The 22,715-nt window shown below is 71.9% G+C and carries 22 protein-coding genes; 19 read left to right on the top strand and 3 right to left on the bottom strand.

Annotated features, from left to right (window positions below; translation table 11 throughout):
• From ACIP5M_RS28330 to ACIP5M_RS28275, 12 genes are all read left to right on the top strand, one after another.
• Entirely contained in the window at positions 1 to 1,287 is a 1,287-nt protein-coding gene (locus tag ACIP5M_RS28330; RefSeq protein WP_401201971.1) for a dihydroorotase, read from the top strand.
• Complete coding sequence (locus ACIP5M_RS28325; protein WP_401201969.1) at positions 1,284 to 1,865, top strand: hypothetical protein; 582 nt, start codon at positions 1,284 to 1,286, stop codon at positions 1,863 to 1,865. The genes ACIP5M_RS28330 and ACIP5M_RS28325 overlap by 4 nt, the downstream gene beginning before the upstream one ends.
• Positions 1,862 to 3,019, top strand: a complete 1,158-nt coding sequence (gene carA, locus ACIP5M_RS28320) for a glutamine-hydrolyzing carbamoyl-phosphate synthase small subunit (protein ID WP_401201967.1) — start codon at positions 1,862 to 1,864, stop codon at positions 3,017 to 3,019. The genes ACIP5M_RS28325 and carA overlap by 4 nt, the downstream gene beginning before the upstream one ends.
• On the top strand, positions 3,012 to 6,320 hold the full coding sequence (gene carB / locus ACIP5M_RS28315; protein WP_401201963.1) for a carbamoyl-phosphate synthase large subunit: 3,309 nt from the start codon (positions 3,012 to 3,014) through the stop codon (positions 6,318 to 6,320). The genes carA and carB overlap by 8 nt, the downstream gene beginning before the upstream one ends.
• An 84-nt stretch (positions 6,321 to 6,404) precedes the next feature.
• Positions 6,405 to 7,523, top strand: coding sequence for a quinone-dependent dihydroorotate dehydrogenase (locus tag ACIP5M_RS28310; protein WP_401201962.1), 1,119 nt, complete (start codon positions 6,405 to 6,407; stop codon positions 7,521 to 7,523).
• A 2-nt stretch (positions 7,524 to 7,525) separates the two neighbouring features.
• Entirely contained in the window at positions 7,526 to 8,365 is an 840-nt protein-coding gene (pyrF, locus tag ACIP5M_RS28305; protein ID WP_401202057.1) for an orotidine-5'-phosphate decarboxylase, read from the top strand.
• 331 nt (positions 8,366 to 8,696) lie between these two features.
• Positions 8,697 to 9,020, top strand: coding sequence for an integration host factor (locus ACIP5M_RS28300; protein WP_008740406.1), 324 nt, complete (start codon positions 8,697 to 8,699; stop codon positions 9,018 to 9,020).
• A gap of 61 nt (positions 9,021 to 9,081) precedes the next feature.
• Complete coding sequence (gene gmk, locus ACIP5M_RS28295; protein ID WP_401201960.1) at positions 9,082 to 9,645, top strand: guanylate kinase; 564 nt, start codon at positions 9,082 to 9,084, stop codon at positions 9,643 to 9,645.
• Between the two features lie 64 nt (positions 9,646 to 9,709).
• On the top strand, positions 9,710 to 9,982 hold the full coding sequence (gene rpoZ / locus ACIP5M_RS28290; RefSeq protein ID WP_004948662.1) for a DNA-directed RNA polymerase subunit omega: 273 nt from the start codon (positions 9,710 to 9,712) through the stop codon (positions 9,980 to 9,982).
• A gap of 115 nt (positions 9,983 to 10,097) precedes the next feature.
• The gene (gene coaBC, locus ACIP5M_RS28285) at positions 10,098 to 11,312 is read left to right on the top strand and encodes a bifunctional phosphopantothenoylcysteine decarboxylase/phosphopantothenate--cysteine ligase CoaBC (RefSeq protein WP_401201958.1); all 1,215 of its coding nucleotides are present in this window, start codon (positions 10,098 to 10,100) and stop codon (positions 11,310 to 11,312) included.
• Between the two features lie 196 nt (positions 11,313 to 11,508).
• Complete coding sequence (metK, locus tag ACIP5M_RS28280) at positions 11,509 to 12,717, top strand: methionine adenosyltransferase (RefSeq protein ID WP_385406392.1); 1,209 nt, start codon at positions 11,509 to 11,511, stop codon at positions 12,715 to 12,717.
• A 93-nt stretch (positions 12,718 to 12,810) separates the two neighbouring features.
• Positions 12,811 to 14,943: a primosomal protein N' gene (locus tag ACIP5M_RS28275; RefSeq protein ID WP_401201956.1), complete on the top strand. Its 2,133-nt coding sequence runs from the start codon at positions 12,811 to 12,813 to the stop codon at positions 14,941 to 14,943.
• Positions 14,944 to 15,267: 324 nt separating this feature from the next.
• Here the strand turns inward: ACIP5M_RS28275 and ACIP5M_RS28270 are convergent, their stop codons facing one another.
• The gene (locus ACIP5M_RS28270) at positions 15,268 to 15,789 is read right to left on the bottom strand and encodes a hypothetical protein (protein WP_401201954.1); all 522 of its coding nucleotides are present in this window, start codon (positions 15,787 to 15,789) and stop codon (positions 15,268 to 15,270) included.
• 249 nt (positions 15,790 to 16,038) lie between these two features.
• Between ACIP5M_RS28270 and fmt the strand changes: the two genes are divergently transcribed.
• From fmt to ACIP5M_RS28235, 7 genes are all read left to right on the top strand, one after another.
• Positions 16,039 to 16,983 carry a methionyl-tRNA formyltransferase gene (gene fmt / locus ACIP5M_RS28265; RefSeq protein WP_401201952.1) on the top strand — a complete coding sequence of 315 codons (945 nt, stop codon included), beginning with the start codon at positions 16,039 to 16,041 and terminating at the stop codon, positions 16,981 to 16,983.
• An 82-nt stretch (positions 16,984 to 17,065) separates the two neighbouring features.
• Positions 17,066 to 18,538, top strand: coding sequence for an RsmB/NOP family class I SAM-dependent RNA methyltransferase (locus ACIP5M_RS28260; RefSeq protein WP_401201950.1), 1,473 nt, complete (start codon positions 17,066 to 17,068; stop codon positions 18,536 to 18,538).
• Positions 18,539 to 18,680: 142 nt separating this feature from the next.
• Positions 18,681 to 19,367, top strand: coding sequence for a ribulose-phosphate 3-epimerase (gene rpe / locus ACIP5M_RS28255; RefSeq protein WP_401201948.1), 687 nt, complete (start codon positions 18,681 to 18,683; stop codon positions 19,365 to 19,367).
• A gap of 105 nt (positions 19,368 to 19,472) precedes the next feature.
• Entirely contained in the window at positions 19,473 to 20,522 is a 1,050-nt protein-coding gene (locus tag ACIP5M_RS28250; protein ID WP_401201946.1) for a sugar-binding transcriptional regulator, read from the top strand.
• A 93-nt stretch (positions 20,523 to 20,615) separates the two neighbouring features.
• The gene (locus ACIP5M_RS28245; protein WP_401201945.1) at positions 20,616 to 20,837 is read left to right on the top strand and encodes a CarD family transcriptional regulator; all 222 of its coding nucleotides are present in this window, start codon (positions 20,616 to 20,618) and stop codon (positions 20,835 to 20,837) included.
• Positions 20,838 to 20,886: 49 nt separating this feature from the next.
• Positions 20,887 to 21,333 carry a ribonuclease domain-containing protein gene (locus ACIP5M_RS28240; RefSeq protein ID WP_401201943.1) on the top strand — a complete coding sequence of 149 codons (447 nt, stop codon included), beginning with the start codon at positions 20,887 to 20,889 and terminating at the stop codon, positions 21,331 to 21,333.
• Entirely contained in the window at positions 21,330 to 21,791 is a 462-nt protein-coding gene (locus ACIP5M_RS28235; RefSeq protein ID WP_401201941.1) for a barstar family protein, read from the top strand. Before ACIP5M_RS28240 ends, ACIP5M_RS28235 begins: the two co-directional genes overlap by 4 nt.
• Before the next feature lie 46 nt (positions 21,792 to 21,837).
• Here the strand turns inward: ACIP5M_RS28235 and ACIP5M_RS28230 are convergent, their stop codons facing one another.
• A complete protein-coding gene (locus ACIP5M_RS28230; RefSeq protein ID WP_401201939.1) occupies positions 21,838 to 22,305 on the bottom strand; it encodes a group II truncated hemoglobin in 468 nt (155 codons plus the stop codon).
• A gap of 2 nt (positions 22,306 to 22,307) precedes the next feature.
• Positions 22,308 to 22,631 (bottom strand): putative quinol monooxygenase, encoded by a 324-nt coding sequence (locus ACIP5M_RS28225; RefSeq protein ID WP_401201937.1) that lies wholly within the window; start codon positions 22,629 to 22,631, stop codon positions 22,308 to 22,310.
• Positions 22,632 to 22,715: the final 84 nt, after the last annotated feature.

Genomic DNA, 22,715 nt, shown 5'->3' with positions numbered 1-22,715 from the left:
ATGAGCAAGATCCTGATCCGTGGCGCGAAGGTACTCGGCGGCGAGGCGCAGGACATCCTGATCGACGGCGAGACCATCGCCGAGGTCGGGCAGAACCTGTCCGCCGACGGCGCGACGGTCATCGAGGCCGCCGGCCAGGTCCTCCTCCCCGGCCTCGTCGACCTGCACACCCACCTGCGCGAGCCCGGCCGCGAGGACTCCGAGACGGTCCTCACCGGCACCCGCGCCGCCGCCTCCGGCGGCTACACCGCCGTCTTCGCCATGGCGAACACCTTCCCCGTCGCCGACACCGCCGGCGTCGTCGAGCAGGTGTGGCGCCTGGGCAAGGAGTCCGGCTACTGCGACGTGCAGCCCATCGGCGCCGTCACCGTCGGCCTCGAGGGCAAGCAGCTCGCCGAGCTGGGCGCCATGCACGACTCCGCCGCCCGCGTCACCGTCTTCTCCGACGACGGCAAGTGCGTCGACGACGCCGTGATCATGCGCCGCGCCCTGGAGTACGTGAAGGCCTTCGGCGGCGTCGTCGCCCAGCACGCCCAGGAGCCCCGGCTCACCGAGGGCGCCCAGATGAACGAGGGCGTCGTCTCCGCCGAGCTGGGTCTGGGCGGCTGGCCGGCCGTCGCCGAGGAGTCGATCATCGCCCGCGACGTGCTCCTCGCCGAGCACGTCGGCTCCCGCGTGCACATCTGCCACCTCTCCACCGCCGGCTCCGTCGAGATCGTCCGCTGGGCCAAGTCCCGCGGCATCGACGTCACCGCCGAGGTCACCCCGCACCACCTCCTCCTCACCGACGAGCTCGTGCGCTCGTACAACGCGGTCTACAAGGTCAACCCGCCGCTGCGCACCGAGAAGGACGTGCTGGCCCTGCGCGAGGCCCTCGCGGACGGCACGATCGACATCGTGGCCACCGACCACGCCCCGCACCCGCACGAGGACAAGGACTGCGAGTGGGCCGCGGCCGCCATGGGCATGGTCGGCCTGGAGACCGCCCTCTCCGTCGTCCAGCAGACGATGGTGGAGACCGGGCTGCTCGACTGGGCGGGCGTCGCCGAGCGGATGTCCTTCGCCCCGGCGCGCATCGGCGGCCTGGACCACCACGGCCGTCCCGTCTCGGCAGGTGAACCCGCCAACCTGACCTTGGTCGATACCTCGTACCGTGGTGTCGTGGACCCCGCACACTTCGCCTCCCGCAGCCGCAACACGCCTTACGAGGGCCGTGAGCTGCCGGGGCGCGTCACCCACACCTTCCTGCGGGGCCGGGCAACGGTCATGGACGGGACGCTGGCGTGACACCTGCAGTAATCCAACTGGCCGCCGAGGCCGCCGAGCGACAGTCGGCGGAGGTGACCAGCTTCGGCGCCCGCATGGCGTGGGTGATCGGCCTGGCCGTCTTCATCGCCTTCGTGTACTGGCTGATGCGGCAAGGCTGGAAATGGCGCGGAGCCCTGCAGAACGACCTGCCGGAGCTCCCCGCCGCCCCCGACGGTCTCCCCGCGCACCGGCTGGCCCTGACCGGCCGCTACCACGGGTCTACCACCGCCGGCCAATGGCTCGACCGGATCGTCGCCCACGGTCTGGGGGTGCGCAGCCGGGTGGAGCTCACGCTCACCGACGCGGGCCTCGACGTGGTCCGACCGGGTGCCACCGACTTCTTCGTACCGGCCGCGCAACTGCGCGGCGCCCGCCTCGACAAGGGAATCGCGGGCAAGGTACTCACCGAGGGCGGTCTGCTCGTCGTCACATGGGCGCACGGCGACAAGCTGATCGACTCCGGATTCCGCTCCGACCGCGCGGCCGAACACGCCGCCTGGGTCGAAGCCGTCAATCTCATGAACCAATCCATCACGAGGGAAGGCGCCGAACGATGACGACCTCCACCAGGGGAGCAGACAAAACTCCCGCCGTTCTCGTCCTGGAGGACGGTCGGATCTTCCGGGGCCGCGCCTACGGCGCCCACGGGGAGACCTTCGGCGAGGCCGTGTTCTCCACGGGCATGACCGGCTACCAGGAGACCCTCACCGACCCGTCGTACCACCGCCAGGTCGTCGTGATGACCGCCCCGCACGTGGGCAACACCGGCGTCAACGACGAGGACCCCGAGTCCTCCCGCATCTGGGTGTCCGGCTACGTCGTACGCGACCCCGCCCGCATCCCCTCCAACTGGCGCTCCCAGCGCTCGCTGGACGAGGAGCTCGTCAAGCAGGGAGTCGTCGGCATCTCCGGCGTCGACACCCGCGCCCTGACCCGCCACCTGCGCGAGCGCGGCGCCATGCGCGTCGGCATCTTCTCCGGCAACGCGCTCGCCGACGACGGCACGCTCCTCGCGAAGGTCCGCCAGGCCCCCGAGATGACGGGTGCGAACCTCTCCGCGGAGGTCGCCACCAAGGAGACCTACGTGGTCCCCGCCATCGGTGAGAAGAAGTTCACCGTGGCCGCCGTCGACCTCGGCATCAAGGGCATGACCCCGCACCGCATGGCCGAGCGCGGCATCGAGGTGCACGTGCTCCCCGCCACCGCGACCATCGAGGACGTCTACGCGGTCGGCCCCGACGGCGTGTTCTTCTCCAACGGCCCGGGCGACCCGGCCACCGCCGACCACGCGGTCTCCGTCATGCAGGGCGTCCTGGCCCGCAAGACCCCGCTCTTCGGCATCTGCTTCGGCAACCAGATCCTGGGCCGCGCGCTCGGCTTCGGCACCTACAAGCTGAAGTACGGCCACCGCGGCATCAACCAGCCGGTGCAGGACCGCACCACCGGCAAGGTCGAGGTCACCGCGCACAACCACGGCTTCGCCGTCGACGCGCCCCTCGACAAGGTGTCCGAGACCCCCTACGGCCGCGCCGAGGTCTCGCACGTCTGCCTGAACGACAACGTCGTGGAGGGCCTCCAGCTGCTCGACCAGCCGGCCTTCTCCGTCCAGTACCACCCCGAGGCGGCCGCGGGCCCGCACGACGCCGCGTACCTCTTCGACCGCTTCACGTCTTTGATGAGCACCACCCAGATGGAGGCCGAGCGTGCCTAAGCGCACCGATATCCAGTCCGTCCTGGTCATCGGCTCCGGCCCGATCGTCATCGGCCAGGCCGCCGAGTTCGACTACTCCGGCACCCAGGCCTGCCGCATCCTCAAGGCCGAGGGCCTGCGGGTCATCCTGGTCAACTCCAACCCCGCGACGATCATGACCGACCCGGAGATCGCCGACGCCACGTACGTCGAGCCGATCACCCCCGAGTTCGTCGAGAAGATCATCGCGAAGGAGCGCCCCGACGCGCTGCTCCCCACCCTCGGCGGCCAGACCGCGCTGAACACCGCGATCTCCATGCACGAGCAGGGTGTGCTGGAGAAGTACGGCGTCGAGCTCATCGGCGCGAACGTCGAGGCCATCAACAAGGGCGAGGACCGCGACCTCTTCAAGGGCGTCGTCGAGGCCGTCAAGGGCAAGATCGGCTACGGCGAGTCCGCCCGCTCGGTCATCTGCCACTCGATGGAGGACGTCCTCGGGGGCGTCGAGACCCTCGGCGGCTACCCCGTCGTCGTGCGGCCCTCCTTCACCATGGGCGGCGCCGGTTCCGGCTTCGCCCACAACGAGGAGGAACTGCGCCGGATCGCCGGCCAGGGCCTGACGCTCTCCCCGACCACCGAGGTGCTCCTGGAGGAGTCGATCCTCGGCTGGAAGGAGTACGAGCTCGAGCTGATGCGCGACACCAAGGACAACGTGGTCGTCGTCTGCTCGATCGAGAACTTCGACCCGATGGGCGTCCACACCGGTGACTCGATCACCGTCGCCCCGGCGATGACGCTGACCGACCGCGAGTACCAGCGGCTGCGCGACATCGGCATCGCGATCATCCGCGAGGTCGGCGTCGACACCGGCGGCTGCAACATCCAGTTCGCGATCAACCCCGAAGACGGCCGCGTCATCGTCATCGAGATGAACCCGCGTGTCTCGCGGTCCTCGGCGCTCGCCTCGAAGGCCACCGGCTTCCCGATCGCCAAGATCGCCGCCAAGCTGGCCATCGGCTACACGCTCGACGAGGTCCCCAACGACATCACCGAGAAGACGCCGGCCTCCTTCGAGCCGACCCTCGACTACGTCGTCGTCAAGGCCCCGCGCTTCGCGTTCGAGAAGTTCCCGGCCGCCGACGCGACCCTCACCACCACCATGAAGTCGGTGGGCGAGGCCATGGCCATCGGCCGCAACTTCACCGAGGCCCTGCAGAAGGCGCTGCGCTCCCTGGAGAAGAAGGGCTCGCAGTTCACCTTCACCGGGCCCGTCGGCGACAAGGACGAGCTGCTCGCCACCGCGGTCCGCCCGACCGACGGCCGCATCAACACCGTCATGCAGGCCATCCGCGCCGGCGCCACCCAGGAAGAGGTCTTCGAGTCCACGAAGATCGACCCCTGGTTCGTCGACCAGCTCTTCCTCATCAAGGAGATCGCCGACGAGCTCGCCGAGGCCGACAAGCTCTACCCCGAGCTGCTCGCCGAGGCCAAGCGCCACGGCTTCTCCGACGCCCAGATCGCCGAGATCCGCGGCCTGCGCGAGGACGTCGTCCGCGAGGTACGCCACGCGCTGGGCATCCGCCCGGTCTACAAGACGGTCGACACCTGCGCCGCCGAGTTCGCGGCGAAGACCCCGTACTTCTACTCCTCGTACGACGAGGAGTCCGAGGTCGCGCCCCGCGAGAAGCCCGCGGTCATCATCCTGGGCTCCGGCCCGAACCGCATCGGCCAGGGCATCGAGTTCGACTACTCCTGCGTCCACGCCTCCTTCGCCCTCAGCGACGCCGGCTACGAGACCGTGATGGTCAACTGCAACCCGGAGACCGTCTCCACCGACTACGACACCTCCGACCGCCTGTACTTCGAGCCGCTGACGCTCGAGGACGTGCTGGAGATCGTCCACGCCGAGTCGCTGGCCGGCCCGATCGCCGGTGTCGTCGTCCAGCTCGGCGGCCAGACCCCCCTCGGTCTCGCCCAGGCGCTCAAGGACAACGGCGTCCCCGTCGTCGGCACCCCGCCGGAGGCCATCCACGCCGCCGAGGACCGCGGCGCCTTCGGCCAGGTGCTCGCCGACGCGGGCCTGCCCGCGCCCAAGCACGGCACCGCCACCACGTTCGCGGGCGCGAAGGCGATCGCCGACGAGATCGGCTACCCGGTCCTCGTCCGCCCGTCCTACGTGCTCGGCGGCCGCGGCATGGAGATCGTCTACGACGAGGCCCGCCTCGAGTCGTACATCGCCGAGTCCACCGAGATCTCGCCGACCCGCCCCGTGCTGGTCGACCGCTTCCTCGACGACGCCATCGAGATCGACGTCGACGCCCTGTACGACGGCACCGAGCTCTACCTCGGCGGCGTCATGGAGCACATCGAGGAAGCCGGCATCCACTCCGGCGACTCCGCCTGCGCCCTGCCCCCGATCACCCTCGGCGGCTTCGACATCAAGCGCCTGCGCGCCTCCACCGAGGCCATCGCCAAGGGCGTCGGCGTCCGCGGCCTGATCAACATCCAGTTCGCGATGGCGGGCGACATCCTCTACGTGCTGGAGGCCAACCCGCGGGCCTCCCGGACCGTCCCCTTCACCTCGAAGGCGACCGCGGTTCCGCTCGCCAAGGCCGCCGCCCGCATCTCGCTCGGCGCCACCATCGCCGAGCTGCGCGCCGAGGGCATGCTCCCGAAGACCGGCGACGGCGGCACCCTGCCGCTCGACGCGCCGATCTCCGTCAAGGAGGCCGTCATGCCGTGGTCGCGCTTCCGCGACATCCACGGCCGCGGCGTGGACACCGTCCTCGGCCCGGAGATGCGCTCCACCGGCGAGGTCATGGGCATCGACTCCGTCTTCGGCACGGCCTACGCCAAGTCGCAGGCCGGCGCCTACGGCCCGCTGCCCACCAAGGGCCGTGCCTTCATCTCCGTCGCCAACCGCGACAAGCGCTCGATGATCTTCCCGGCGCGCGAGCTCGTCGCCCACGGCTTCGAGCTGCTCGCCACCTCCGGCACCGCCGAGGTGCTGCGCCGCAACGGCATCAACGCCACCGTGGTGCGCAAGCTCAGCGAGGGCGAGGGCCCGAACGGCGAGAAGACCATCGTCCAGCTGATCCACGACGGCCAGGTCGACCTGATCGTCAACACCCCGTACGGCACCGGCGGCCGCCTCGACGGCTACGAGATCCGCACGGCGGCCGTGGCGCGCAGCGTCCCGTGCCTGACCACGGTCCAGGCGCTCGCCGCGGCCGTCCAGGGCATCGACGCGCTGAACCGCGGCGACGTGGGCGTGCGCTCCCTCCAGGAGCACGCGGAGCACCTGACCGCGGCCCGCGACTAGCAGCCCGTACGAGGCAGGGGGACACCGGATTCGCCGAGGCGACGGGTGTCCCCCTTCTCATGACCGCACGGAGGAGCCTCCCCGATGTACAAACTCTTCTTCAACCTGGTCTTCAAGCGCATGGACCCGGAGCAGGCCCACTACATGGCCTTCCGCTGGATCCGCCTCGCGGCCCGCACGCCCGTCCTTCGCACCTTCATCGCCGCCTGGCTCGCCCCCCGCTACGAGGAGCTGCGCACGGAGGCACTGGGCCTGCGCATGCACGGCCCCTTCGGGCTGGCCGCCGGTTTCGACAAGAACGCCGTCGCCATCGACGGCATGTCGATGCTCGGCTTCGACCACATCGAGATCGGCACCGTCACCGGCCAGGCCCAGCCCGGCAACCCCAAGAAGCGGCTGTTCCGCCTGGTGCCCGACCGCGCCCTGATCAACCGCATGGGGTTCAACAACGAGGGCTCGGCGGCCGTCGCCGAGCGGCTCGCCGCCCGCCGGCCGGTCTTCAAGACCGTCGTCGGCGTCAACATCGGCAAGACCAAGGTCGTGCCGGAGGCCGAGGCCGCCGCGGACTACGTGCTCTCCACCGAGCGGCTCGCCCGGCACGCGGACTACCTCGTCGTCAACGTTTCCTCCCCGAACACCCCGGGTCTGCGCAACCTCCAGGCCACCGAGTCGCTGCGCCCGCTGCTGACCGCCGTGCGCGAGGCCGCCGACCGCGCCGTCACCGACCGCCGGGTCCCGCTGCTCGTCAAGATCGCCCCGGACCTCGCCGACGAGGACGTCGACGCCGTCGCGGACCTGGCCCTGGAGCTGGGCCTGGACGGCATCATCGCGACGAACACCACCATCGCCCGCGAGGGTCTGGGCCTGAAGTCCTCCCCGGCCCTGGTGAAGGAGACCGGCGGCCTGTCCGGCGCCCCCGTCAAGGAGCGCTCCCTGGAGGTCCTGCGCCGCCTGTACGCCCGTGTGGGGGACCGGCTCGTCCTCGTCGGTGTCGGGGGCATCGAGAACGCCGAGGACGCCTGGCAGCGGATCCTGGCCGGTGCCACGCTGGTCCAGGGCTACAGCGCCTTCATCTACGAGGGCCCCTTCTACGCCCGCGCCATCCACAAGGGCCTGGCCGCGCGCCTGGCCGCCAGCCCGTACGCGACGCTCGCCGAAGCGGTGGGCGCCGAGACCGCCGAGACCCGAAAGGCCGCGCAGTGACCGTGACCCCCTTTGGCACCCGCCTCCGCGAGGCGATGGACTCCCGCGGCCCGCTGTGCGTGGGCATCGACCCGCACGCCGCGCTGCTGGCCCAGTGGGGCCTGGACGACGACGTGGCCGGCCTGGAGCGGTTCTCCCGTACGGTCGTCGAGGCTCTGGCGGAGTCGGTGGCGGTGTTCAAGCCGCAGGCCGCCTTCTTCGAGCGGTTCGGCTCGCGGGGCATCGCGGTGCTGGAGCGCACGGTCGCCGACGCGCGGTCGGCGGGCACGCTGGTGGTGATGGACGCGAAGCGGGGTGACATCGGCTCCACGATGGCGGCCTACGCCGAGACCTTCCTCGCGCCGTCCTCCCCGCTCTTCTCGGACGCGCTGACCGTCTCCCCGTACCTGGGTTACGGCTCGCTGAAGCCGGCCGTCGACCTGGCGCGGGAGTCGGGGGCGGGCCTGTTCGTGCTGGCCCTCACCTCGAACCCGGAGGGTGCGGAGGTCCAGCGGGCGGTCCGCGCGGACGGGCGGTCGATCGGCGCGACGATGCTGGCCCACCTGGCGGCGGAGAACGAGGGTGCCGACCCGATGGGCTCCTTCGGAGCGGTGGTCGGCGCCACGCTGGGCGACCTGTCCTCCTTCGACCTGGACATCAACGGCCCGCTGCTCGCCCCGGGCATCGGTGCCCAGGGTGCGACCGCGGCGGACCTCCCGGCGGTCTTCGGCAAGGCCGTCCGCAACGTCGTCCCGAACGTGTCGCGGGGCGTCCTGAAGCACGGCCCGGACATCGCGGCCCTCCGCGCGAGCGCGGCCGCGTTCGCGAGCGAGATCTGGGAAGCCGTCTCCGCGCAGACGTGACCCGCACCACCACCGGCGGGAGCCGCTCCGCACACCGATCCGGTGCCCGGAAGGACCCCGCCGGACACGCGCGTCGCACGGCCTGACGAAATTCGAACGTCTTTCACCGGACAAAACATGGGTACTTTGTCCGTGATGTACGGTTCAGTGGAGGCTGACCAGGACTTTTCGTCCGTTTGCGCTGACTGGAGCGGTCATGGCCGCTAGTCTCCGACCAGAGTGAACGTGCAGCGAACGAGTTCCACCGCTGTTCGGGAGCTCGCCTGGTGTGGTGCCTTTGGGTTCCCCACCGGTCCGTATCCGACAGTTCGACATCCGAGGTGACGTAGGCGTGGCTCTTCCGCCCCTTACCCCTGAACAGCGCGCAGCCGCGCTCGAAAAGGCCGCCGCGGCTCGCCGGGAGCGGGCCGAGGTGAAGAATCGACTCAAGCACTCCGGCGCCTCGCTCCAAGAGGTCATCAAGACGGGCCAGGAGAACGACGTCATCGGCAAGATGAAGGTCTCCGCCCTGCTGGAGTCCCTGCCTGGCGTGGGCAAGGTGCGCGCCAAGCAGATCATGGAGCGCCTCGGCATCTCCGAATCCCGGCGTGTCCGAGGTCTCGGCTCCAACCAGATCGCTTCTCTGGAGCGTGAGTTCGGCACTCCCGCCGGCTGACGCGTCGCCTGAAGTTCTTCCGGCGTTCTCAGGCAGTCCCGGGAACCTGGATAATCGCTCTATGGCAGCAGAGGTTCGTCCGCGGCTGACCGTGCTCTCCGGCCCTTCGGGGGTCGGCAAGAGCACGGTCGTCGCGCATATGCGCAAGGTCCACCCCGAGGTCTGGCTCTCGGTGTCGGCCACCACCCGCAAGCCGCGGCCCGGTGAGCGACACGGAGTCCAGTACTTCTTCGTCAACGACGACGAGTTCGACAAGCTGATCGCCAACGGCGAGCTGCTGGAGTGGGCCGAGTTCGCGGGCAACCGCTACGGCACGCCGCGCGGCGCGGTGCTGGAACGCCTCGAGAACGGCGAGCCGGTACTGCTGGAGATCGACCTCCAGGGCGCACGGCTCGTACGCGAGTCCATGCCCGAAGCCCAACTGGTCTTCCTGGCCCCGCCGAGCTGGGACGAGCTGGTCCGCCGGCTGACCGGCCGGGGTACCGAGTCGGCCGAGGTCATCGAGCGCCGGCTGGCCACCGCCAAGATCGAGCTCGCTGCCGAATCCGAGTTCGACACCACCCTGGTCAACACCTCCGTCGAGGACGTGTCGCGTGAGCTGCTAGCCTTGATGGAAGTTGTCTGATCGTTGATCGGTCTTTTCGATTCGGTCAATGCCTGATCTTTCACCCATCTTCGGAAGGTAGAGCGTGTCCTCTTCCATCACTGCGCCCGAGGGCATCATCAACCCGCCGATCGACGAGCTGCTCGAGGCCACGGACTCGAAGTACAGCCTCGTGATCTACGCGGCCAAGCGCGCGCGTCAGATCAACGCGTACTACTCCCAGCTCGGCGAGGGCCTGCTGGAGTACGTCGGCCCGCTGGTGGACACCCACGTCCACGAGAAGCCGCTTTCGATCGCGCTGCGCGAGATCAACGCGGGTCTGCTGACCTCCGAGGCCATCGAGGCCCCGGCTCAGTAAGGCACGTTTCCTTTCACCACAGGCCCGGCAGAACATCTGCCGGGCCTGTGGTGTGTCATGGGTAGGTACGGCGGATGCGCGGATGCGCGGATGTGTCGAAGAAGGAGAGTGCGTCGTGGGCAAGCCGAAGGTCGTGCTGGGAGTCAGCGGCGGGATCGCCGCCTACAAGGCGTGCGAGCTGCTGCGCCGGCTGACCGAGTCCGGGCACGAGGTGCGGGTGGTGCCCACGGCCGCGTCCCTCCGGTTCGTCGGCGAGGCCACCTGGGCCGCACTGTCCGGGAACCCGGCCTCCACCGAGGTGTGGGAGACCGTCCACGAGGTGCCCCACGTGCGCATCGGGCAGGCGGCCGACCTCGTCGTCGTGGCCCCCGCCACCGCGGACATGCTGGCCAAGGCCGCCCACGGGCTGGCCGACGACCTGCTCACCAACACCCTGCTCACCGCACGCTGTCCGGTGGTCTTCGCCCCCGCCATGCACACCGAGATGTGGGAGCACCCCGCCACCCAGGAGAACGTGGCCACCCTGCGACGGCGCGGAGCCGTCGTCATCGAGCCCGCCGTGGGCCGGCTCACCGGCAAGGACACGGGCAAGGGGCGGCTGCCCGACCCCGAGGAGATCTACGAGGTGTGCCGCGGGGTCCTGGTGCGCGGCGCGGCCGAGCCGGACCTCGTCGGGCGGCACGTGGTGATCAGCGCCGGCGGCACGCGCGAGCCCCTGGACCCGGTCCGCTTCCTGGGCAACCGCTCCTCGGGCAAGCAGGGCTACGCCCTCGCCCGTACGGCCGTCGCGCGCGGGGCCCGCGTCACCCTCGTGGCGGCCAACACCGCGCTGGCCGACCCGGCCGGGGTGGACGTCGTGCGCGTGGGGACGGCCGTGCAGCTGCGCGAGGCCGTGCTCAAGGCGGCCGCGGACGCCGACGCCGTGGTGATGGCGGCGGCCGTGGCCGACTTCCGGCCCGCCGAGTACGCGGGCGGGAAGATCAAGAAGAAGGACGGGCAGGAGCCCGCGCCGGTCGCCCTCGTGCGCAATCCCGACGTACTGGCGGAGATCTCGGCCGACCGGGCGCGGGACGGGCAGGTCGTGGTCGGATTCGCCGCCGAGACCGACGACGTCCTGGCCAACGGGCGCGCCAAGCTCCGGCGCAAGGGATGTGATCTTCTCGTCGTCAATGAGGTCGGCGAAGCCAAGACCTTCGGTTCCGAGGAGAACGAGGCGGTCATCCTGGCGTCGGACGGGTCCGAGATCCAGGTGCCCTACGGACCGAAGGAGGCGCTGGCGGCAGTCATTTGGGACCAGGTGGCGCCCCGGCTGCCCGCGCGACGCGCCTGACCGGGATCCCTTCTCATGGTCACTTCCGTAGTCCAGAATGGAGTGCCGCAGGTCACACCTGATTCACAGGTCGAGACGGGTGGTCCGGCGAACGGTGGCGACCGATAAACTGCACTCGGAACGTGATCGGGCGCAGCCCCCGGTGTGGTTCCGCCAAATGATCAGCCAGCAGCCGCTGCAACCCCCAGGGAGCGTTGTGTCCCGTCGTCTGTTCACCTCGGAGTCAGTGACCGAGGGCCACCCCGACAAGATCGCTGACCAGATCAGCGACACGATCCTCGACGCACTCCTCACCGAGGACCCCACCTCGCGTGTGGCCGTGGAGACCCTCATCACCACGGGTCTCGTGCACATCGCGGGAGAGGTGACGACGAAGGCCTACGCGCCGATCGCGCAGCTCGTCCGCGACAAGATCCTCGAGATCGGCTACGACTCCTCCAAGAAGGGCTTCGACGGCGCCTCCTGTGGCGTGTCGGTGTCCATCGGCGCGCAGTCCCCGGACATCGCGCAGGGTGTCGACACCGCCTACGAGACGCGGGTCGAGGGTGACGAGGACGAGCTCGACAAGCAGGGCGCCGGCGACCAGGGCCTGATGTTCGGCTACGCCTGCGACGAGACCCCGGAGCTCATGCCGCTCCCGATCCACCTGGCCCACCGGCTCTCCCGCCGGCTGTCCGAGGTCCGCAAGAACGGGACCATCCCGTACCTGCGTCCCGACGGCAAGACCCAGGTCACCATCGAGTACGACGGTGACAAGGCCGTCCGCCTCGACACGGTCGTCGTCTCCTCGCAGCACGCCTCCGACATCGACCTGGACTCGCTGCTCGCGCCCGACATCCGCGAGTTCGTCGTCGAGCACGTGCTGGCCCAGCTCATCGAGGACGGCATCAAGCTGGACACCGAGGGCTACCGCCTGCTGGTGAACCCGACCGGCCGCTTCGAGATCGGCGGCCCTATGGGCGACGCCGGCCTGACCGGCCGCAAGATCATCATCGACACCTACGGCGGCATGGCCCGCCACGGCGGCGGCGCCTTCTCCGGCAAGGACCCGTCGAAGGTCGACCGTTCCGCCGCCTACGCCATGCGCTGGGTCGCCAAGAACGTCGTCGCCGCCGGTCTGGCCTCGCGCTGCGAGGTCCAGGTCGCGTACGCCATCGGCAAGGCCGAGCCCGTCGGCCTGTTCGTCGAGACCTTCGGCACCGCCAAGGTCGAGGTCCAGAAGATCGAGGACGCGATCGGCGAGGTCTTCGACCTGCGTCCGGCCGCCATCATCCGCGACCTGGACCTGCTGCGGCCCATCTACGCCCAGACCGCCGCCTACGGCCACTTCGGCCGCGAGCTGCCGGACTTCACCTGGGAGCGCACGGACCGCGTGGACGCGCTGCGCGCGGCCGCCGGCCTGTAAGCGGCACCCGCGCCTGAGACGAACGGCCCCGGACCTCGGTCCGGGGCCGTTCGCATGCGTCCGCTGTCGGTGGCGTTTGGTAAGAATGCTGATGTGAGCAGTGCGAACGAGTCCGAGCAGCGGGGCGGGGACGGCAGCCCCGGCGGCCCGCCGCAGCAGCTCGCGCTGATCCGGGAGATGGTCGCCGAAGCGAAGGCCAAGGCGCCCAAGGCGAAGCCCCGCACCTGGCGCGGCGCCGCCGTCGCCGAGGAACTGCCCGTGGCCCGCGTCCTCGTGAACAAGGGCGTGCTCCACCTCGACCGGCTCTTCGACTACGCGGTCCCCGCCGAGCTCTCCGAGTCCGCCCAGCCGGGCGTCCGGGTCCGCGTCCGCTTCGGCGCGGGCTCCCACCGGGTGCACGGCGGCCGCCGCGAGGGCGGCGGGCTCATCGACGGGTTCATCGTCGAGCGCCGCGCCGAGTCGGACTACGAGGGAGCCCTCGCCGCCCTCGCCCAGGTGGTCTCGCCCGAAGTGGTTCTCGGCCCCCGCATGCTCGCCCTCGCCCGGGCCGTCGCCGACCGGTACGCCGGCAGCCTGGCCGACGTGCTCCAGCTCGCCCTGCCCCCGCGCAACGCCCGCGCCGAAGCCCAGCCCTCACCCGCGCCGCTGCCCCCGCCCGCCGCACCCGAGCCCGCCGGATGGGAACGCTACGGCGCCGGTTCCGCCTTCCTGCGGGCCCTGGCCGGCGGCGGCACCCCGCGCGCCGTCTGGACCGCCCTGCCCGGCCCCGGCTGGGCCGACGAACTCGCCCGCGCCATGGCCGCCACCCTCGCCTCCGGCCGCGGGGCCCTCGCCGTCTGCCCCGACGGACGCACCGCCGCCCGCGTCGACGCCGCGCTCACCGCCCTCCTCGGCGAAGGGCGGCACGCGCTGCTCACCGCCGAATCGGGCCCGGAGAAGCGCTACCGCCAGTGGCTGGCCGTGAGCCGGGGCTCGGTGCGCGCCGTCGTCGGCACCCGGGCCGCGATGTTCGCGCCCGTACGGGACCTCGGGCTGGTCGCGATTTGGGACGACGGCGACTCCAGCCACAGCGACGACCGCGCCCCCTTCCCGCACGTACGCGAGGTCCTGGAGCTGCGCGCGGTCAGTGACGGCTGCGCCTTCCTCGCCGGCAGTACGAGCTGCACCGTCGAAGCCGCCCAGCTGGTCGAGTCCGGCTGGGCGCGCCCGCTGGTCGCGAGCCGCGAGACGGTCCGGGAGTGCGCACCCCGGATCCGCACGGTGGGGGACGAACTGCTGGCCCGCGACGAGGCGGCCCGCGCCGCGCGACTGCCGAGCCTGGCCTGGGAGACCGTACGGGAGGGCCTGAAGACCGGGCCGGTCCTGGTGCAGGTGCCGCGGCGCGGCTACGTGCCCCGGCTCTCGTGCGAGCGGTGCCGGACGCCGGCCCGCTGCACGGCCTGCGCCGGGCCGCTGGAGGCGCCCGACGCGCGGGACCTGCAGTGCGGGTGGTGCGGGCGGCCCGAACCGTCCTGGCACTGCGAGGAGTGCGGGTCCTTCCGGCTGCGGGCCCGGGTCGTCGGCGCGCGGCGGACCGCCGAAGAGCTGGGGCGCGCCTTCCCGGCCGTGCCCGTCCGGACTTCCGGGCGCGACCACGTCCTGGACGAGGTGCCGGACCGGCCGGCGCTGGTCGTGTGCACCCCGGGGGCCGAGCCGGTGGCGGCGGGCGCCGGATACGCGGCGGCGCTGCTGCTCGACGGCTGGGCGATGCTGACCCGGCCCGACCTGCGGGCGGGCGAGGACGCGCTGCGGCGGTGGATCGCGGCCGCCTCGCTGGTACGGGGGGACGGACAGGTCGTGGTCGTCGCCGAGCCGACGCTGCGGCCGGTCCAGGCGCTGGTGCGGTGGGACCCGGTCGGTCATGCGGTCCGGGAGCTCGCGGAGCGGGCGCAGCTCGGTTTCCCGCCGGTGTCCCGGATGGCGGCCGTGGCGGGGCGGGGCGAGGCCGTCGAGGCGTTCCTGGCGGGGGCCGGGCTGCCGGCGGATGCGGAGGTGCTGGGCCCGGTGCCGGTGCCGGGGCGGCGGGGGGAGGCCTCTCCCGGTGAGCGGGCCCTGGTCCGTGTCCCGCCGGGCAGCGGTGCCGCGCTGGCTGCCGCGCTGAAGGCGGCTCAGGCGGCCCGCCTGGCGCGGGGCGTCCCGGCGTCCGAGGCGGTCCGGATCCGCATCGACCCCCTGGACATCGGCTGACGGGCGGGGTGCGGCTTCGCGTCGGGGCCGCTGCGCGGGGCCGTCCCCTACCCGCCCTTCCACCGTTCCCCGGGGCTTTGCCCCAGACCCCGTACGAGCGCTGCGCGCCCGTGCCCTCAAACGCCGGGCGGGCTGAAATATCCAGCCTCGCCCGTGTTGAGGCGCGGGGCGGGGGAAGACCGCCCGCAGGGCACGGGCCCGCCGCGGGTGCGGCGAAAGCCCCCGGTGGGAGCGGCCGGATGGGGCGCTCCCACCGAGGGCGCGGGTCAGGCACGGAGGCCCGGGCCTGCCGTCGGGGGTCGGCGTCCCGGCGGCGGGAGCCGGTCAGCCGTTGCGGGGGCCCGGGAAGGCCGGGGAGCGGGAGGCGCTCGCGGCGGGCTGGGACTCCTCGCGCAACGGCTGCGGCGGCACCGAGCGCGCCGCCGGGATCGAGGGCAGCGGCCCCAGCGTCCGCGTCGTCGTCCCCTCGACCGGCGCCTCGGCGGACTCCGTCGCCTGCGCGCGCCGCGCACCGTACCGCCGGTGCACCGCCTGCTTGGTGACGCCGAGCGCCGAACCGACCGCGTCCCACGAGAACCCGAGCGAGCGGTCGAAGTCCACCGCGGCGGTCACCAGCGTCTCGACGCTGTCCCGCAGCTCCTGCGCGAGGCGGACGGTGGGCGCGGGCGCCCGGCCGTAGACGACGAAGCCCGTGGAGGGGCCCGAGCGGCGCGGGCGGTACACGTTGCCGAGCTGGGCGGTGAGCGTACGCAGGGCATCCACCTGCCGGCGAACCCGCTCGATGTCCCGCACCAACAGGTGCAGGCTGGCCCGGGCTTGGGCGTCGTGGGTGGCGTGGTCGGCCATGAAGAAGCCTCTCGAACCGGTGCTGAAGGGCGGATCGGGCCGCAGACACCGTTCACGACGCGGCCCGTTTTGGTCAATCTCTCTTGACCAACGCGCCACCCGGCGCCCAGGTCACGGTATGGGGGCGTGTCGGCATATGCGAGAGGCGCGCGGGTGTGCGCACGCCCCCGGACACCACGGGCGGGTGGCCCGGCGGGCGCCCCATAGACTGGTGTGCTGCTGACAGCCGAGATAGCGAGGTAGCCCCCAGTGAAGCTGGTCTTCGCAGGCACCCCCGAGGTCGCCGTGCCCGCCCTGGACGCCCTGATCGCCTCCGGGCGGCACGAGGTCGCGGCCGTCGTCACCCGGCCCGACGCACCGGCCGGCCGCGGCCGCAGGCTCGTCGCCAGCCCGGTCGCCGAGCGCGCCGAGGAGGCCGGGATCGAGATCCTGAAGCCCACCCGGCCGCGCGACCCGGAGTTCCAGGCCCGGCTGCGCGAGATCGGCCCCGACTGCTGTCCGGTCGTCGCGTACGGGGCGCTGATCCCCAAGAGCGCCATCGAGATCCCCCGGCACGGCTGGGTCAACCTGCACTTCTCGCTGCTGCCGGCCTGGCGCGGCGCGGCGCCGGTCCAGCACTCGATCATGGCGGGGGACCAGGTCACCGGTGCCTCCACCTTCCAGATCGAGGAGGGTCTGGACTCCGGCCCGGTCTACGGCATCCTCACCGAGGAGATCCGGCCCACCGACACCAGCGGCGACCTCCTCACCCGCCTCGCCTTCGCCGGCGCCGGCCTGCTCGCCGCCACGATGGACGGCATCGAGGACGGCACCCTGCGCGCGGTCGAGCAGCCCGCCGACGGGATCTCCGTCGCACCCAAGATCACGGTGGAGGACGCCCGGATCGACTGGAAGGCCCCCGCGATGCGCGCCGACCGCGTCGTACGCGGCTGCACCCCGGCCCCCGGTGCCTGGACCGTCTTCCGCGGGGAGCGCCTCAAGCTGATCTCGGTCGGCCTGGTCCCCGACCGCACCGACCTGACCCCCGGCGAGCTGGCCGCCGCCAAGAACAACGTCTACGTCGGCACCGGCTCGCACGCCGTCGAGCTGCTCTGGGTGCAGCCGCAGGGCAAGAAGCCGATGCGCGGCGCCGACTGGGCGCGCGGGGTGCGGATCGCCCCCGGCGAGCGTCTCGGCGGGGCGGACGTAGGCTGATCCGTAGAGCCGCGCCGGCCTGATCGCCGGCCCGCAGCACCTCGTCACTTCCGCAGCACTCGTACATCCGGAGCACCTTTCAGTGAGCGAACAGCCTCGTCGTCGTCCCGCCGCAGGCGCGGGCGGCAAGCAGACCCGGCCGGCCAAGCCGTACCGCAGGCCCCAGAAGGACCCCGTCCGGATGCTGGCCTTCGAGGTGCTGCGGGCGGTGGACGAGCGGGACGCGTACGCGAACCTCGTGCTGCCCCCGCTGCTGCGCAAGGCCCGTCAGGACGAGAGCTTCCAGGCGCGCGACGCGGCGCTGGCCACCGAGCTGGTCTACGGGACGCTGCGCCGGCAGGGCACCTACGACGCGGTCATCAAGGCGTGCATCGACCGGCCGCTGCGCGAGGTGGACCCGCCGGTGCTGGACGTGCTCTCGCTCGGCGCCCACCAGCTGCTCGGCACCCGCATCCCGACCCACGCGGCGGTCTCCGCGAGCGTGGAGCTGGCCCGGGTGGTGCTCGGCGACGGGCGCGCGAAGTTCGTGAACGCCGTGCTCCGCAAGATCGCGGCCCACGACCTGGACGCCTGGCTGGAGCGGGTCGCGCCGCCCTACGAGGAGGACGCCGAGGAACACCTCGCCGTCTACCACTCGCACCCGCGCTGGGTCGTCAGCGCCCTGTGGGACTCACTGGGCGGCGGCCGCGCCGGGATCGAGGACCTGCTGGAGGCCGACAACGAACGGCCCGAGGTCACCCTGGTCGCACGGCCGGGGCGGTCCACCCCGCAGGAGCTGCTGGAGGCGGTCGGGGAGGACTCGGCGCTGCCGGGCCGCTGGTCCCCGTACGCCGTCCGGATGGCCGAGGGCGGCGAGCCGGGCGCGCTGGAGGCCGTGCGCGAGGGGCGCGCGGGCGTGCAGGACGAGGGCAGCCAGCTGGTGGCGATGGCCCTCGCGGCCGCGCCGGTCGAGGGCCGTGACGAGCGCTGGCTGGACGGCTGCGCGGGCCCCGGTGGCAAGGCGGCCCTGCTCGGCGCGCTCGCGGCGCAGCGCGGGGCGTTCCTGCTGGCCTCGGAGAAGCAGCCGCACCGGGCGCGCCTCGTGGAGCGCGCTCTGGCCGGCAATCCGGGCCCGTACCAGGTCATCGCGGCCGACGGCACGCGTCCGCCGTGGCGGCCGGGCTCCTTCGACCGCGTCCTGATGGACGTGCCCTGCACCGGCCTCGGCGCCCTGCGCCGCCGCCCGGAGGCCCGCTGGCGCCGGCGCCCCGAAGACCTGGAGGGCTTCGCCCCGCTCCAGCGGGCACTGCTGCGCGAGGCCCTGTCGGCGGTACGGGTGGGCGGCGTCGTGGGCTACGCGACGTGCTCCCCGCACCTGGCGGAGACCCGGGTCGTCGTCGAGGACGTCCTGAAGGGGCGCGGCGCGGGCAACTCCCCGATCGCCGCCGAACTGATCGACGCCCGCCCGTACATGGAGGGTGTCCCCGGCCTGGGCGACGGCCCGGACGTCCAGCTGTGGCCGCACCTGCACGGCACGGACGCGATGTACCTGGCCCTCCTGCGCCGGGTGGCGTAGCAGGGGCCGGGCAGGGGCTGATCAACGCCACGCTGCTCCGGGCACTGGTACGCGCCCCGGTGCGCCGCCTGCGGGGCCCCGGTCAGGCGTGAGTTCCGGGGTCGTGGCCGGAACCGGGCGGGGGCATGGCAGGCTTGGGGGCATGGCCGCCCAGATTTTTCCCAGCATCCTGTCCGCCGACTTCGCCCGGCTCGCCGAGGAGGCGAAGGCCGTCGAGGGAGCCGACTGGCTGCATGTCGACGTCATGGACAACCACTTCGTCCCGAACCTCACCCTCGGCATGCCGATCGTGGAGTCCCTGAGCAGGGCCACGGACATCCCGCTCGATCTCCACCTGATGATCGAGGACCCGGACCGCTGGGCGCCCCAGTACGTGGAGGCCGGCGCCGGATCGGTCACCTTCCACGCGGAGGCCGCGGCCGCCCCCGTGCGCCTCGCGCGGGAGATCCGGGCCAAGGGGGCGCGGGCGTCCATGGCGCTCAAGCCCGCCACCCCGATCGAGCAGTACGAGGACATCCTCCCCGAGCTCGACATGCTGCTGATCATGACGGTCGAGCCGGGCTTCGGCGGCCAGGCCTTCCTCGACATCATGCTGCCCAAGATCCGGCGTACCCGGGAGCTGATCACCAAGCACGGTCTGGAGCTGTGGCTCCAGGTGGACGGCGGGGTCTCGGCGTCGACCATCGAACGCTGTGCCGAGGCCGGCGCCGACGTCTTCGTGGCAGGCAGCGCGGTCTACGGGGCGGTCGAGCCGGCCGCCGCCGTACGCACGCTGCGTGAGCAGGCGGACGCGGCCATCTCGGTGGCGCCGTGGGCGTGCGACCACTGAGCCAAGGGTTGGTGAACAGCTCGGTGAACGGGAGCTGTCCGGGCTGATCAACAGCCATTGGATCTGACAGGATGAACGACGAGTCGAGAGTGTGAACACGAGAGTGTGAACAGCAGTGAGGAGAACGCGGTGTCTGCAATGTCGGCGGGACGGTCAGCCCTGCGGATGGGACCCGCGGAGCTGGTGCAGGCGGCGGCCATGGCGCGCCGCTTCTACCTCGAGGGCAAATCCAAGATCCAGATCGCCGAGGAGTTCGGCGTGAGCCGCTTCAAGGTGGCCCGGGTCCTGGAGACCGCCCTGGAACGCGACCTCGTACGGATCGAGATCCGCGTACCGGCCGAACTGGACGCGGAGCGGTCCGACGCGCTCCGGGCCCGGTACGGCCTGCGGCACGCCGTCGTGGTGGAGTCGCCCGCCGACGCCACCGAGGACGCGCCCGACCCGGAGAACCTGGGTGCGGTGGCCGCCGATCTGCTGGGTGAGCTGGTCAACGAGGGTGACGTACTGGGCCTCGCGTGGGGGCGCTCGACCATCCACATGGCCGCCTCGCTGCACCGGCTGCCGCCCTGCACCGTGGTGCAGCTGACCGGTGTCTACGACGCGGGCACCGCCGAGCGGGGTTCGGTCGAGGCCGTGCGCAGGGCCGCCCAGGTCTCGGGCGGCGACGCCCACCCGATCTACGCGCCGATGCTGCTGCCCGATCCGGCGACGGCGGCGGCGCTGCGGAGCCAGACCGGGATCGCGCGCGCCTTCGAGTACTTCGACAAGGTGACGGTCGCGGCCGTCTCCATCGGCTCGTGGGAGCCGGGCATCTCCACCGTGCACGACATGCTGAGCGACGAGGAGCGGGCCCATTACGCCTCTCTCGGCGTGGCGGCCGAGATGTCCGCGCACCTGTTCGACTCCGAGGGTCGGCGGGTCGGCCGGGACCTCGGCGAGCGGTGCATCACCGTCGAGGCGGACCGGCTGCGCCGGATCCCCGAGGTGGTGGCGATCGCGGGCGGGCTGCGCAAGGCCTCCGCGATCGGAGCGGTGCTGCGGTCGGGGCTCGTGACCAGCCTCGTCACGGACACGGCGGTCGCCGACTACCTGCTGACCGAGTCGGCGCCGGGGCTGCGGCCGGCCCTGGAGCGGGCCGACCCGGACGACCTGTAGGCGCCGCGGGCGCGGCCGCTGGTGCGGATGGTGCCGTAATTGAGATCGGAACGGCGGACCGCGGAGAGCGGTGCTGGGCGCATACTGGTCTCAATGACAAAGTCAGCAGTACCTCGCCGCCATTTGCCGTCCAGCCCGTTCAAGGCCCCCGCGGAACAGCCCATCCGGCAGTTCAGCGTCGGCGACCGGGTCACTCACGACGAGCACGGCCTCGGCCGTGTCGTCGGAATCGAGGAGGGGATCGCTGTTCTCGTCGACTTCGGTTCGGTCCAGAAACGAATCCTGAGTCCCTACACCAAGATGAACGCGCTCTGAGGCCTCCGGGCGATTCGCGAGCGAATCGGATGTTTGGCACGATCGGTGCATGATCTTTCGGAACGTGCCCCGATCGTTGCTGCGTGCGCTGGGGGCCCTGTTCCTCTGCGCCGCACTGGTCGGTGCGGTGGGCTGCGGTGGGCAAAAACCCGCGCCCGCCGCCGCCAGCGCCTCCGGGAGTAGTACCGCCGGCATCGCCGTGCCCGGGTGGGCGAAGGGGATGCCCACCGTACGGGCGGACGCGCTGCCGCAGCAGGCCCGGGACGTGCTCGCGCTGATCGACAAGGGCGGGCCGTACCCCTACCGCCAGGACGGGACCGTCTTCGGGAACTTCGAGAAGGCCCTGCCGGAGCGCAAGCGCGGCTACTACCACGAGTTCACGGTCAGGACGCCTGGGGAACGGGACCGCGGAGCCCGGCGGATCGTGACGGGCCAGGGCGGCGAGTTCTACTACACAGACGACCACTACGACACCTTCAAGGCGGTTCTCCGATGACCCCGATCTCCCCCCTGTCCCCGTCCACCTCCCTGGAGCCGCTGCCGCTGGCTCCGGCGCTCGACGCAGCCGAGAAGGCCGGCTGGGCGACCATGGAGCTGGATCTGGACGGGGTACGGAGCAAGGCCGAGCTGATGCGGCGCTGCCAGGCGGCCCTGCAGCTGCCGGAGTGGTTCGGCGGGAACTGGGACGCGCTGGCCGACGTGCTGCGGGACCTGTCGTGGCTGCCGCAGGCGCCGGGGCGGCTGGTGACGGTGACCTCCTGGCGGGGCTGCGCGGAGGCACAGCCCGGCGACTGGGAGAAGCTGGTGGAGATCCTGGAGGGGGCCGTGGACTTCTGGCAGCACGCGGAGCCCGGGGCCGGGGCGGCGGCCGTACCGCTCACCGTGCTCCTCGCCGAGGGCATGGCGCCCCAGACCCCGCGCCTGCCTCCCCGGCGCTACAAGTTCATGCGCTGAGTCGGCAGGCGGAGGCCCGGGGCGGAAGGGATCAGCTCTTGAGGGATCAGCTCTTGGGGATCCAGGGCGGGGTCTGACCCCAGGACCAGACCGGGATCTCGGCCGCGTCCACCGGGGGCGGGTTGGAGCCCGAGTAGATCAGGGCCATGCGGGTGCCCCACTCGATGTAGTAGGCGAAGACCGCGCGGAACTCCGGGTCGGCCGGGAGGCCGACCTCGTCGGCCGTGTCCATCAGGAGGTCCACCCAGCGGCGGCGCTGCCGCTCGGTGATGCCGCGGCCCAGGTGTTTGGTGGCCATGTGCTGGTGGCCGCCGTGGTGGGCGGTGTAGTCCGACGGGCCGCCGAAGACCTCCGACAGCCAGACCGCGACGTGCTGCGGGTGCTCCGCGTCCATGCCGGCGAAGACCGGGGCGAGGATCTCGTCCCGCAGGGCATGGCCGTAGAAGACGTCGGTGAGGCGGTTCATCGCCTCCGCGCCGCCCATCCACTCGTAGATGGTGGGTGTGGTGCTCATGGTTATGCGGAGGCCTTTCCCGTGCCCACGATGTCGGTGACCGTGTAGTGCTGCATTTCCTCGATGGCCGTCACGTACGGGCGGATCGCGCTGAAGAAGGCCGGGAAGTGCTCGCCCTTGCGGAATCCGTTGAGGTGGGCGTCGACCGAGGTCCAGCGGATGCGGAGGATGTAGCGCTCCTTCTCCTCCTCGCAGCGGGCGAGCTCGTAGTCGAGGCACTCGGGCGAGGCGGCCAGGGCCTCGGCGGCCCGGCCGTAGGCGTCCTCGAAGGCCGCCTGGTCGTCCAGTCCGATCCGGTAGCGGATGTATTCGACGGTGGTCGTCATGGTGCGTGCCCTCCCTGGGCGGGGGTCCTGGCTGGGTGGTGGTCCCGGCCAGCGTTACGCGATCATGCGCCGGAGTGGGGCGTT

This window comes from Streptomyces sp. NPDC088762 (assembly GCF_044750905.1).
Classification (GTDB): Bacteria; Actinomycetota; Actinomycetes; order Streptomycetales; family Streptomycetaceae; genus Streptomyces.
This window is presented reverse-complemented; position numbering and strand designations above follow the sequence as displayed.